We start from the raw sequence: 11,752 nt of genomic DNA on the forward strand, positions 1-11,752 counted from the left end.
CCGCTAAGGCGGGGTCGCGCCCCCGTGCGCCTGTGTCACCAAGTCGATCGCGACCTCCAGGACGGCCTTGCGCTTGTCCTCGGGGTCGCCTTCGACGTCCCTCAGGACGAACATCCCGGCGTGCATCGAGAAGAGCGCGCTGATGCAGCGGACCTGGTCCTTCAGATCGGCGTCCGGCTCCTTGAGCAGGTCGATCATCCGCATCATGCGGTCCTTGAAGTCCTCGCCCGTGCGCAGCTCGCGTACGGTCGCCTGGTTCTCCTGCATGAAGCGGAAGAGCGGGGCCGCTTCGGCGAGGGCGTCGCTGTAGCGGTGCAGGATCTCGTGCTTCGTCTCCAGCGTGCGCGGCTGCTGCCTGCCCCACTCGATCAGCTCGTCCATGGGCCTGGACAGGTCCTGGAAGAGGCTGATCAGGATGTCTTCCTTGGTCTTGAAGTGGTAGTAGAGCGCCGCCTTCGTGACATCGAGACGCTCGGCGATCTCGCGCAGCGAGGTCTTCTCGTAGCCCTGCTCGGAGAAGAGTTCGAGGGCCACGTCCTGGATGCGCTGGCGGGTGTCCCCGCGGCGCTGTCGCTTGGTGCCGTCCATGGTGCCGCCCATCCTCGTACTCCTTGCGCTCCCTGAAAACTTACCTGTCGCCCGGCTAGTAAAACTACTTAAACTTACTTGACGCCCGGCTAGTTACGGGTCTAGTTTCCCGGAGTGTAGTCAACTTGCCGGGCGGCAAGTAAGTAGCCGGACGGCGGCAGCGGTACCTAGGGGAGTGGAAACGATGGCGGACAACACCGAAACGGTCGCCGAGACCGACAAACAACCACGCAGCGTACGGGTCGTGCTGCTCGCACTCATGATCGCGATGCTGCTGGCCATGCTCGACAACATGATCGTGGGTACGGCGATGCCCACGATCGTCGGCGAACTGGGCGGCCTGGAGCACCTGTCCTGGGTCGTCACCGCGTACACGCTCGCCACCGCCGCCTCCACCCCCATCTGGGGCAAGCTCGGCGACATGTACGGGCGCAAGGGCGCCTTCATGACCTCGATCGTGCTCTTCCTGATCGGCTCCGCGCTCAGCGGCATGGCCCAGGACATGGGGCAGCTGATCGGCTTCCGCGCCATTCAGGGCCTCGGCGCCGGCGGTCTGATGGTCGGCGTCATGGCGATCATCGGTGACCTCATACCGCCCCGGGAGCGCGGCAAGTACCAGGGCATGATGGCCGGCGTGATGGCGTTCGCCATGATCCTCGGACCGCTGGTCGGCGGCACCATCACCGACCACTGGGGCTGGCGCTGGTCCTTCTACATCAACCTCCCGCTCGGCGTCGTAGCGCTCCTCGCGGTCAGCGCCGTACTGCACCTGCCGAAGAAGCGGGTCGAGGCGAAGATCGACTATCTCGGTGCAGGGCTGCTGGCCCTGGGTATCTCGTCCATCGTGCTGGTCACCACCTGGGGCGGCTCCGAGTACGCCTGGGGCTCCGCCCGGATCATGGAGCTGATCGGGATCGGCGTCGCCGCGCTCGTGGGCTTCGTCTTCTGGCAGACCAAGGCCGCCGCGCCGGTCGTGCCGCTGCACATCTTCAAGAGCCGCAACTTCACGCTGATGTCGATCATCGGCTTCATCACCGGCTTCGTGATGTTCGGCGCGGTGCTCTTCCTGCCGCTGTACCAGCAGTCCGTGCAGGGCGCGTCCGCCACCAACTCCGGGCTGCTGCTCCTGCCGATGCTCGGCGCGATGCTCGCCGTGTCGATGGTCGCCGGGCGGGTCACCACCAACAGCGGCCGGTACAAGGTCTTTCCGCTGGTCGGCAGTGTGCTGATGATCGTGGGGCTGTTCCTGCTCGCGCAGATGGACACTGAGACGACCCGCCTCACGTCCGGGCTCTACATGGCGGTGCTCGGTGCGGGCATGGGCTGCCTGATGCAGATCACCATGCTCGTCGCGCAGAACAGCGTCGAGATGAAGGACATGGGCGTCGCGTCCTCGTCCACCACCCTCTTCCGTACGCTCGGCTCGTCCTTCGGCGTCGCGATCATGGGCGCGCTGTTCAATCACCGGGTGCAGGACGTGATGGCCGAGCGGGCCGGGGCGCTCGGGTCCAAGGTGACCGAGCAGTCCGCGCAGCTCGACGCGGCGAGCCTGGCGAAGCTGCCTGTGGTGGCGCGGGAGGCCTACCAGCACGCGGTGTCCTCCGGTACGCACTCCGCGTTCCTGCTCGGGTCCGCGGTGGCCGTGGTCGCGCTGGTCGCGGCGGTGTTCGTGAAGGAGGTGCCGCTGAAGGGGGCGGCTGCGTCCAAGTCGGCCGAGGATGCGGGGAGTGGGGCCGTGGCCAAGGAGACCGTGGCCGAGACGGTCTGACCCCTCTTGGTCGGAAGACCCCCGGCGTTGTCCGCCCCGGGGGTCTTCTTCTTTTGTGCGGGTGTACGGGGGCTGAGCTGCGGGCTGGTTTCGCCCCCTCCGCCCCTTCCCGTCCCTGGGGGGCTCCGCCCCCCAGACCCCCCCGTATCGCGCTTCGCGCTCGTCCTCAAACGCCGGACGGGCTGAAGACAACGCCGGAACGGGCTGAAGACAAACGCCAGACGGGCTGAAGACGCGAGCGTCCTACGGCAGCATCGGGTAGCTCCCCGTATTCGTCGGGGCGTGTTCCGGCAGCCAGAGCACCGCGACCGCGCCCTCGGCGGGTACGTCGTCCGGGGCGCCCGGGGGGCGTACGTTGCGGAAGGTCAGGCGGGCGCCCAGCACGCGGGCCTGGCCCGCGGCGATGGTGAGGCCCAGGCCGTGGCCGTGGCCCGCGCGGTCGGTGCTGCCGGTGCGGAAGCGGCTCGGGCCCTCGGCGAGGAGCGCCTCGGGGAAGCCGGGACCGTGGTCGCGGACGCGGATGACGCGGCCCTCGACGGTGACCTCGATGGGCGGTTTGCCGTGCCGGGAGGCGTTCGCGAGGAGGTTGAACAGGACGCGCTCCAGTCGGCGCGGGTCCGTGGTGACCTCCGACTCGTGCACCACGCGCACCTCGACGTCCGCGTCCTTGGCGGCCACGCGCCGCGACACGAACTCGCCGAGCATGATGTCCTGCAGCTCGGCCCGCTCGGACGCGCCGTCCAGCCGGGCGACCTCCAGGACGTCCTCCACGAGGGTGCGCATGGCCTGCGCCCGGTCTCGGACGAGTTCGGTGGGGCGGCCGGGCGGCAGGAGTTCCGCCGCCGTCAGCAACCCGGTCACCGGCGTACGCAGCTCGTGGGCGATGTCCGCCGTCACCCGGCGCTCGGCCTCGATGCGCTGCTGGAGCGCGTCCGCCATCGCGTCCACGGCGCGCGCGAGGTCGTCGGTCTCGTCGCGCACGACACCGCCGATCGCCTCCCGTACGCGGACGTCGGTCTCGCCCTTGGCGACCTGGTTCGCGGCGGACGCGGCCTTGCGCAGCCGGCGCGAGAGCTGTCCGCCGATGAGCACGCCGAGGGCGCTGCCGCCGAAGACGACCGCGATGGAGCCGATGATGAGTGCCTGGTCGAGGTCCTTCATGACGTCCGCGTTGCGATCGGTGAACCGCTCGTGCCAGGACAGCACCCGGCCGTCCCTGAGCGGTACGGCGGCCCAGATGTCGGGCACGCCGTGCGGGCCGTCGGACACATAGGTGGCCCGCCGTCCTTCCGAGACCTTCGCCAGCAGGTCCGCCGGGATGGCCGGATTGTCGATCTTGGCCCCGAACGGCGGCGGCCGGCCGGGCCCGTACACGCGTTGCGCGAGCTGGATGCGCTCGTCCGCCAGGTCGCGCGAGTTGTCGAGCATCGACACGCGTGCCGCGTTGTGCACGACCAGACTCAAGGCGATCGCGACCAGGGCGCCGACCAGGGCGATGGCCGCGCTGAGCTTCCACCGGATGCCGGTGCGGATGCTCACGCCATCACTCGTCCCTCTGTCCGGGCCTGCGCCGGCACCACTCCGGCCGGTCCGGTCCCGGCGCTGAAATATCCCCCGCATACCCCTGCTCAGGCCTTCAACTTGTAGCCGAAGCCGCGGACCGTCTCGATCCGGTCCTGGCCGATCTTCGTGCGCAGCCGCTGCACATGGACGTCGACGACGCGGGTGTCACCGCCCCAGCCGTAGTCCCACACACGTTCGAGCAGCTTGTCGCGGCTCAGTACCGTACCCGGCGCGGACGAGAACTCCAGGAGCAGCCGCATCTCGGTGGGCGTGAGCGCCACCGGCGTACCGCCCTTGCGCACCTCCATGCCCTCGGTGTCGATCTCCAGGTCGCCGAAGGCGAGCACTCCGCCGTCGACGGACGAAGTGCCGTCGGTCGCCTGGGCGCCGCCGTTCGCGTGCCCGAACCGGCGCAGCACCGCGCGGATCCGGGCGACCAGGACGGCACCGTCGAAGGGCTTGGTCACATAGTCGTCGGCGCCCGCCTCGAGGCCCAGCACGACATCGATCGAGTCGGCGCGCGCCGACAGCATGATCACGGGGACGGTCGACTCGTCACGGATACGGCGGCACAGCGAGACGCCGTCGAGTCCGGGCACCATCACGTCCAGCAGGGCGATGTCGGGGCGGTCGGCGCGGAACGCCTCCAGGCCGGACAGCCCGTCGGGCATCGCGGTGACCGCGAAGCCGTCGCGCTCCAGGGCGAGCTGCGTGGCCTCGCGGATGACGTCGTCGTCCTCGACGAACAGGACGTGGGTCTGCTCTGCCATCCGGCTGCTCTCCGTGTGCTCTCAGTTCGAGGGGGCGAGGTGTCGGTCGGTTCGAAGGAAGTGTCGGTCAGTTCGCGGGGGCGGGGGTGTCGGTGCCGCCCACCGCGTTGCTGTAGTCGGTGTGGATCCGGCCCTGCTCGACGAAGCGGGTCGCGGACCAGCCGTAGGTGATGACTTCTTCGCTGGAGGGATACGACACCGGGTCGCCCTTCTTGTACAGCTGCTGCGTGACCACCAAGGCGCCCCGGTCGATCTCGGCGTAGACCGGAGGCTCCTCGGCCGCGAAGACGTTCTCGTACCTGCCGGCTGACTCGCGATACACATACGAGCCGACGCCGACAGCATCGCCGCAGGTCATCACGTTGACCACGACATCGTCCGAGCGTCCGCCGGTCAGATCCCCGTACGACACGTCGACCGGGTACTCGTCACCGACGCACGGCTTCAGGTCGCGCTTGACCGACGCGCTGACCTCCGGATCGTCCTTGACGAGCTGGACCGCGTCCACCCGCTCCGGCGCCTTGCTCGGCGAGGCGGAGGCGGTGGGCGTGGCGGCGCCCTTGGCCACCGCGTCACCGCCCGCCGGACCCTCGTCCCGGGCGCCGGTACCGCCCGTGCCGCAGGCGGTCACGAAAAGGCTGAGGGCGGTGAGCGCGGCCGCTGCCGTACTCCCCGCCTTCAGGACCTGCCTGGCCCGGGTTCCTAGGCCGCGCAACGCTCCCGCTCCTTACTCGGTTCGAGCGCGCGGGCGCCGCGCTCCGCGTAGTCCCGGCTCTCCAGCTCCTCGCGGAGCCGGGCCAGCGCCCGGTGCAGCGTGCTCTTGACCGTTCCGGCCGACATACCGAGGGCGGCGGCCGTCTCCTCCGTGGACATCTGCTCCCAGTGTCGCAGCACGACGACGCTGCGCTGCTTCGGAGCGAGAACCTTCATGATGTCCATAAGGAGCGCGCGGTCCGCGTGCTGCTCGGTGGAGTCGTCGATGCTCGCGTCCGGCAGCTGCTCGGTCGGGACCTCCTCCAGCTTCCGTGCCCGCCACCACTCGGTCCGCGTATTGATCATCACGCGGCGCAGGTACGCGTCGGCCAGCCGCTTGTCCGCGATGCCGTCCCAGCGGCCGTACGTCCGTACCAGCGCGGTCTGCAGCAGGTCCTGGGCGTCGACCGGGTCGGGAACCAGGCGGCGGGCACTGCGCAGCAGCGCGTCCTGCCGAGTGCGGACGTACTCCTCGAATTCGAGCACCTCGCCGTGCGCCATGATCAACCGCCTCCATCCCCGTTTCCGACCTGCCTGCTGCCGGTTGTCCGTTGCCTCTGTGCCGCGTTGTGTGCGGTACGGGAATGAAGCTACGGAGGCGTTGTCACGGGGTTGTCCGAGCCAGCCTGCGGCAAGCAATCGGCTGTCCGTCGGTTGTGTAACGGATGGAGGTGAGGGGTAGAGCGAGGCGGTGGTACGTCCGGTTAGATCCTGTTTTGCTCTGCGTGCTGCCGCACCTGCTATGTCAACGGCAGGCGATACAGACCGCCCGGGAGCGGTTCCACGAGTCCGTCGGCGACGAGACCGTCGAGAGCGCGGGCCCGCTGTACCGGTTCGTCCCATACGCGGTCCAGGGTGGTCTGCGGGACCGGCGCGACGGCCTCCCTGAGCACGGCGAGGAGCTTGCCCCGGACTTGGCGATCCGTACCGGCGTACGTCTGCCCGCGCCGCGGCGGGCCCTCGTGCTCCGGCTTGCCCGCCAGCCGCCAGGCACACTGCGCGGCGATCGGGCAGCGGTCGCAGGTCTCGTTCTTCGCCGTGCAGATCAGCGCGCCGAGCTCCATGGAGGCGGCGGCCCAGCGGGAGGCCGTGCGCTCGCTCTCGGGGAGCAGCGCGCGGGCGAGCTTGCGCTCGGCGGCGGTGGTGGCGTTCGGCGGGTACCGCACGCCGGTGACGGCCCGCGCGAAGACCCTTCTGACATTCGTGTCGAGCACGGCGTGCCGCTGCCCGTACGCGAAGGACGCCACCGCCGCGGCCGTGTACTCCCCGATGCCGGGCAGCGCGAGCAGCTGCGCGTGCACCGTCGGTACGTCGCCGCCGTGCCGTTCCGTTATGGCCACCGCGGCGCCGTGCAGCCGCAGCGCGCGCCGCGGGTAGCCGAGCCGGCCCCAGGCACGGACCGCCTCGCCCGGGGCCTCCTTCGCCAGGTCGGCGGGGCGGGGCCAGCGGGCCAGCCACTGCTCGTACACGGGCAGCACGCGGTTCACCGGGGTCTGCTGCAGCATGAACTCGCTGACCATCACTCCCCAGGGGCCGGCGTCGGGGCGACGCCACGGGAGGTCGCGGGCGTTCTCTTCGAACCAGGCGATGACGGGGGTGTGGAGGGTTTCGCCAGGGGTGCTTGCGGGGGCGTTTTGGGTGGGCTTGGTGGGTGCAGTCATGGCGTAGTCGATCCTGCCACGTGGGGGTTGGGGGTGTGCGTCCGACGCCGGGTGCGGGTGGGGTGGTTTTTCGCCCCGCCGCCCCTGCCCGACTCGTACCTGGGGGCCTGGGGGCCCAGGAGCGCCCCGTAAGGGGCGCGGGGAACTGCGCGACAAGCCCCGCTCGCCCGCAGCCAAAGAAGACCGAGCGGGGTCTGGGGCGCGGCCCCAGGTGCGGGACGGGCAGGGGCGGAGGGGGCGAACAACCCGCTGACGCCGGGATGATGATCCGGAAAAGTTGAAGTCGGGGCGGCGGGTGGGGCAAGCGACGGGGCGGATCTCTCGTACAGTTTGCGCCGTGGGATCTCTGCGCAATCCGGTCGGGCCGCTTCCCTCCACCATCTACTGGCGTCGGAGGGCCGTTCTGCTGTCTGTGGTCGCGCTGTTGGCGCTGCTCATCGTGTGGGTGGTCGGTTCCGGCGGCGGAGGCAACAAGAACGGCGCCGACGGATCCAACGGCAAGAATCCCGCGCCCACGATCACCCCGGGCCCCTCCGGCTCCGGCCCGGCGATCAGCCAACACCCGGGCGGTCGTGACGAGTCGAGTGGCAGTGGCAGTGGCAGCGGCAGTAGCTCCGGAAACGGGACCGGCGACGGCTCAGGGGCCGGCTCCGGTGACTCCAGCGGCGGCGGAACGTCCAGCGGCGGGTCCGACGACGGATCCAACGGCGGCGGCGGAACGGGGGAGCAGCTTCCCGCCGGCTCCGGTCTCCCCAACTGCACCACCTCTGCAGTCAAGTTGACCCTGCGTAGCGTGCACAACACGTACGCCCCCGGCGACAAGCCCACCTTCGAGCTCATCGCCAAGAACTCCTCCGGCAGCGACTGCAAGGTCGATCTCGGCCCGAAGAACGCCGTGCTGACGATCACTCAGGCGGGCAGCGACACCGACATCTGGGCCTCGGACGACTGCCCGAAGAGCGCCGGCAGCCTCCTCTTCCGCGTGCCGGCCGACGGGCAGGTGACCTACACGGTGGAGTGGGACCGCAAGGCCAGCGCCCCCGAGTGCGCGACGCCTCCGGCGGGTTCGGCGTCCGCGGGCACGTACTTGGTGGAGGCGAAGGCGCCGGGTCTGACGAAGGCCCAGACCTCGTTCGTACTGTCCCAGGACTGAGACCGACCACGGGGGGCCAGCCAGTACTGGGGCCGGGGGGAGGAGCGGTAGCGCCCGTCTTGTGCCTCCGGCTCGCCCGACGGCCGGTCGCTGCTCGCCTGACGGCCGGTGACACCGCTCATCCGACGGCCGGTGACACCGCTCGCCCGACGGCGGGTCACACGCTCGCCCGGCGACCGCCCCGCCTGGCGATATCCACCCGATGGTCGGCTCGCCTGGCGATACCCACCCGGCGGGTCGCCCCGCCCGGGTCGGCAGCATCTACCCGGCGGTCCGCCCGCCCAGTCGTGGCCGGCCCCCGCGGCCAGCTACACGTACCGCTCCAGAATCGACGACTCCGCCAGCCGCGACAGCCCCTCGCGGACGCTGCGCGCCCGCGCCTCGCCCACCCCGTCGACCGTCTGAAGGTCGTCCACGCTGGCGGCGAGCAGCTTCTGCAGACCGCCGAAGTGCTCCACGAGCCGGTCGATGATCGCGCCGGGAAGGCGCGGGACCTTCGCGAGGAGGCGGAAGCCGCGCGGTGAGACGGCGGAGTCCAGCGCCTCGGGGGAGCCGGTGTAGCCCAACGCCCGTGCCACCGTGGGGAGTTCGAGGAGCTCCGCGTGGCTGAGCGCGTCCAGCTCGGAGAGGGCCTCGTCGACCGTGCGGGAGCGCTTGGCGGTCGGCTCGGGTACGTAGTCCCGGACCACGAGTTCGCGCTCGGGCTCGACGCCCGCGATCAACTCGTCCAGTTGCAGGGCGAGAAGACGCCCGTCGGTGCCCAGTTCGACAACGTATTCGGCGATCTCGGTGGCGATGCGTCGCACCATCTCCAGGCGCTGGGCGACCGCCGAGACATCCCGGACGGTGACCAGGTCCTCGATCTCCAGCGCTGACAACGTTCCCGCGACCTCGTCGAGGCGGAGCTTGTAGCGCTCCAGGGTCGCGAGGGCCTGGTTGGCGCGGGACAGGATCGCCGCCGAGTCCTCCAGGACGCGGCGCTGACCGTCCACGTACAGGGCGATCAGGCGCATCGACTGGGAGACGGACACCACCGGGAAGCCGACCTGCTTGCTCACGCGGTCCGCGGTGCGGTGGCGGGTGCCGGTCTCCTCCGTCGGGATCGTCGGGTCGGGCACCAGCTGCACGCCCGCCCGCAGGATCTTGGTGATGTCCTTGTCGAGCACGATGCCGCCGTCGAGCTTGCACAGCTCGCGCAGCCGCGTCGCGGTGAACTCGACATCCAGGACGAATCCGCCCGTACACATCGCTTCGACGGTCTTGTCGGAGCCGAGCACGATGAGTCCGCCCGTGTTGCCGCGGAGAATCCGCTCAAGCCCGTCGCGCAGCGCTGTGCCGGGTGCCACGGCGCTCAGTGAGGCGCGCATCAGGCCATCGGCACCGGAGCTCCCACCGGACTTTCCGGGAGCTGCTGCCCGGTCGTTGGCTGCCACTGCACTCCTCCGGTCGCAGGTTTCCGGTCGCCCTCGGTTCGTACGGACGGGCGAGACCAGGGCAAAGTCTACCGGCGCTCTTCCTCCTCCCGTGGGGCCTCTCGCCGACGGGAGCGCGGAAGGACTCGCAGCGCGTCGCCCATGTCGGCGACTTCCAGGACCTTCATACCGGGAGGGATCTTGCCCGGGTCGGTCGGTACGAGGGCGTGTGTGAAGCCCAGGCGGTGTGCTTCGGCGAGCCGGCGCTGGACGCCCGTGACCCGTCTGACCTCGCCCGCGAGCCCCACTTCGCCGATCGCCACCAGGTTCTTGGGCAGGGGGGTGTCACTCGCTGCGGACGCGAGGGCGAGCGCGATCGCGAGGTCCGCGGCGGGCTCGGAGAGCTTCACGCCGCCCACCGTCGCCGAGTAGATGTCCCGCTTCCCGAGGGCGGTGATCCGGCCCCGCTGCTCCAGGACGGCGAGCATCATCGAGACGCGGGAGGTCTCCAGACCGGAGGTGGTGCGGCGGGGGGAGGGGATCTGAGAGTCGACCGTGAGCGCCTGCACTTCGGCGACCAGGGGGCGGCGGCCTTCGAGCGTGACCGTCAGGCAGGTGCCGGGGACCGGCTCGGCGCGGCGGGTGAGGAAGAGGCCGGAGGGGTCGGCCAGGCCCGTGATGCCCTCGTCGTGCAGCTCGAAGCAGCCGACCTCGTCCGTCGTCCCGTAACGGTTCTTGACCCCTCGTACCAGCCTCAGGCGCGCGTGCCGGTCGCCCTCGAAGTGCAGGACGACGTCCACGAGGTGCTCGAGGAGCCGGGGGCCGGCGATCGCGCCGTCCTTCGTGACATGGCCGACCAGGAGGGTGGACATGCCGCGCTCCTTGGACGCGCGGATGAGCGCCCCGGCGACCTCGCGCACCTGGGCCATGCCGCCGGGCGCACCGTCGATCTCGGGGGAGGCGACGGTCTGGACGGAGTCCAGGATGAGCAGGGACGGCTTCACCGCGTCCAAGTGGCCGAGGACGGCGGCCAGATCGGTCTCCGCGGCGAGGTAGAGGTGGTCGTCGATCGCCTTGATGCGGTCGGCGCGGAGCCGGACCTGGCTGGCCGACTCCTCACCCGTCACATACAAGGTGCGGTGCTCGTCGCTCGCCGACTTCGCCGCCACGTCGAGCAGCAGCGTGGACTTGCCGACGCCCGGCTCGCCCGCGACCAGGACGACCGCGCCGGGGACGAGACCGCCGCCCAGGACGCGGTCCAGCTCGGGGACACCGGTGGTCCGGGCGGTGGCCTGACGGCCGTCGACCTGCCCGATGGGCACCGCGGACGTGGTGACGCGGCCGGGTGTCGTCGTCCGCACCGCGGGCGCGCCGTACTCCTCGACCGTCCCCCATGCCTGGCACTCGGGGCAGCGGCCGAGCCACTTGGCCGTCTGCCAGCCGCACTCGGTGCAGCGGTAGGACGGCCGGTCCTTCGCGGTTTTCGTACGGGCAGCCATGCACGGAACCGTAGCCGAGGCCACTGACAGTCCGGGCCCGCCCTGTGCGGGACGGGCCCGGGGGCCGTGCGGCCGGGGGTGGGTTCGCGGGTCGCCGTCGTGGGTCGGGGCCGCGCCGGTACATCCGGCCGCATCCGAACGGATCGGCTGTTGGGTAGGAGGGTGCTGTCTTCTTTGGATCCGTCCGGATGCGGGCATTTGATGTACCGACACGGCCCCTTCCGCCGGTGGGCGACTGCGGGCTGTGTCACAGCCCGTCCGGCCTTTGAGGACGAGCGCGTCAGCGCGATACGGGGGGCGGAGCCCACCAGGTACGGGACGGGTAGGGGCGGAGGGGGCGAAAAAACGTCCGTGATCAGCGGCCCACCGTCAGCTCGGCCGGGCGGTACGGCACGTACGCCGCCCCGTCCAGGCCGAGACCGACGGCATGGCCCCGCGCGGTGACGAAGCCGTCGACAGACATGGGGCTGGCGGATGCGGTGGAGGTCATGCCATGAGGACTCCCGCGCGCCCCCAAAATCACCGCGGTGCCGCACCGATGACGGCCCAGATGCGCTGCCCGCCGACGCATCTGCCATGGCCTGC

11 protein-coding genes are annotated in these 11,752 nt (G+C 70.5%); 2 read left to right on the forward strand and 9 right to left on the reverse strand.

Annotated elements, in window-relative coordinates; translation table 11 throughout:
* Positions 1-3: 3 nt before the first annotated feature.
* Complete coding sequence (locus ACFY0T_RS10345; protein ID WP_388866927.1) at positions 4-600, reverse strand: TetR/AcrR family transcriptional regulator; 597 nt, start codon at positions 598-600, stop codon at positions 4-6.
* A gap of 172 nt (positions 601-772) precedes the next feature.
* Here ACFY0T_RS10345 and ACFY0T_RS10350 point away from each other — a divergent pair, with 172 nt between their 5' ends.
* A complete protein-coding gene (locus ACFY0T_RS10350) occupies positions 773-2,356 on the forward strand; it encodes an MDR family MFS transporter (protein WP_388866930.1) in 1,584 nt (527 codons plus the stop codon).
* Between the two features lie 243 nt (positions 2,357-2,599).
* Here ACFY0T_RS10350 and cseC read toward each other — a convergent pair whose 3' ends face one another.
* The 5 genes from cseC to ACFY0T_RS10375 form a co-directional block, all read right to left on the reverse strand.
* Entirely contained in the window at positions 2,600-3,976 is a 1,377-nt protein-coding gene (cseC, locus tag ACFY0T_RS10355; protein WP_388866933.1) for a two-component system sensor histidine kinase CseC, read from the reverse strand.
* Between the two features lie 8 nt (positions 3,977-3,984).
* The gene (gene cseB, locus ACFY0T_RS10360; protein ID WP_388866936.1) at positions 3,985-4,689 is read right to left on the reverse strand and encodes a two-component system response regulator CseB; all 705 of its coding nucleotides are present in this window, start codon (positions 4,687-4,689) and stop codon (positions 3,985-3,987) included.
* Between the two features lie 67 nt (positions 4,690-4,756).
* Positions 4,757-5,404: a hypothetical protein gene (locus tag ACFY0T_RS10365; RefSeq protein WP_388866939.1), complete on the reverse strand. Its 648-nt coding sequence runs from the start codon at positions 5,402-5,404 to the stop codon at positions 4,757-4,759.
* On the reverse strand, positions 5,392-5,943 hold the full coding sequence (locus ACFY0T_RS10370) for a SigE family RNA polymerase sigma factor (RefSeq protein WP_388866942.1): 552 nt from the start codon (positions 5,941-5,943) through the stop codon (positions 5,392-5,394). Before ACFY0T_RS10370 ends, ACFY0T_RS10365 begins: the two co-directional genes overlap by 13 nt.
* Positions 5,944-6,182: 239 nt before the next feature.
* Positions 6,183-7,103, reverse strand: a complete 921-nt coding sequence (locus ACFY0T_RS10375) for an A/G-specific adenine glycosylase (protein WP_388866944.1) — start codon at positions 7,101-7,103, stop codon at positions 6,183-6,185.
* Positions 7,104-7,440: 337 nt separating this feature from the next.
* Here ACFY0T_RS10375 and ACFY0T_RS10380 point away from each other — a divergent pair, with 337 nt between their 5' ends.
* Entirely contained in the window at positions 7,441-8,256 is an 816-nt protein-coding gene (locus ACFY0T_RS10380) for a hypothetical protein (RefSeq protein WP_388866947.1), read from the forward strand.
* Between the two features lie 308 nt (positions 8,257-8,564).
* Here the strand turns inward: ACFY0T_RS10380 and disA are convergent, their stop codons facing one another.
* The 3 genes from disA to ACFY0T_RS10395 all read right to left on the reverse strand — a co-directional run bounded on the left by disA (position 8,565) and on the right by ACFY0T_RS10395 (position 11,657).
* Positions 8,565-9,689 (reverse strand): DNA integrity scanning diadenylate cyclase DisA, encoded by a 1,125-nt coding sequence (gene disA / locus ACFY0T_RS10385; protein WP_369248274.1) that lies wholly within the window; start codon positions 9,687-9,689, stop codon positions 8,565-8,567.
* A 68-nt stretch (positions 9,690-9,757) separates the two neighbouring features.
* The gene (radA, locus tag ACFY0T_RS10390) at positions 9,758-11,167 is read right to left on the reverse strand and encodes a DNA repair protein RadA (RefSeq protein WP_388866950.1); all 1,410 of its coding nucleotides are present in this window, start codon (positions 11,165-11,167) and stop codon (positions 9,758-9,760) included.
* A gap of 355 nt (positions 11,168-11,522) precedes the next feature.
* The gene (locus ACFY0T_RS10395) at positions 11,523-11,657 is read right to left on the reverse strand and encodes a hypothetical protein (RefSeq protein WP_388866953.1); all 135 of its coding nucleotides are present in this window, start codon (positions 11,655-11,657) and stop codon (positions 11,523-11,525) included.
* Positions 11,658-11,752: the final 95 nt, after the last annotated feature.

It is taken from the genome of Streptomyces sp. NPDC001530, from assembly GCF_042894545.1.
GTDB lineage: Bacteria > Actinomycetota > Actinomycetes > Streptomycetales > Streptomycetaceae > Streptomyces.

Excerpts from the sequence above, each read along its gene's own strand:
- ACFY0T_RS10370 (WP_388866942.1), bottom strand. The coding sequence starts at position 5,943 with ATGGCGCACGGCGAGGTGCTCGAATTCGAGGAGTACGTCCGCACTCGG.
- ACFY0T_RS10350 (WP_388866930.1), top strand. The coding sequence starts at position 773 with ATGGCGGACAACACCGAAACGGTCGCCGAGACCGACAAACAACCACGC.
- ACFY0T_RS10395 (WP_388866953.1), bottom strand. The coding sequence starts at position 11,657 with ATGACCTCCACCGCATCCGCCAGCCCCATGTCTGTCGACGGCTTCGTC.
- ACFY0T_RS10375 (WP_388866944.1), bottom strand. The coding sequence starts at position 7,103 with ATGACTGCACCCACCAAGCCCACCCAAAACGCCCCCGCAAGCACCCCT.
- ACFY0T_RS10345 (WP_388866927.1), bottom strand. The coding sequence starts at position 600 with ATGGGCGGCACCATGGACGGCACCAAGCGACAGCGCCGCGGGGACACC.
- cseC (WP_388866933.1), bottom strand. The coding sequence starts at position 3,976 with ATGCGGGGGATATTTCAGCGCCGGGACCGGACCGGCCGGAGTGGTGCC.
- cseB (WP_388866936.1), bottom strand. The coding sequence starts at position 4,689 with ATGGCAGAGCAGACCCACGTCCTGTTCGTCGAGGACGACGACGTCATC.
- radA (WP_388866950.1), bottom strand. The coding sequence starts at position 11,167 with ATGGCTGCCCGTACGAAAACCGCGAAGGACCGGCCGTCCTACCGCTGC.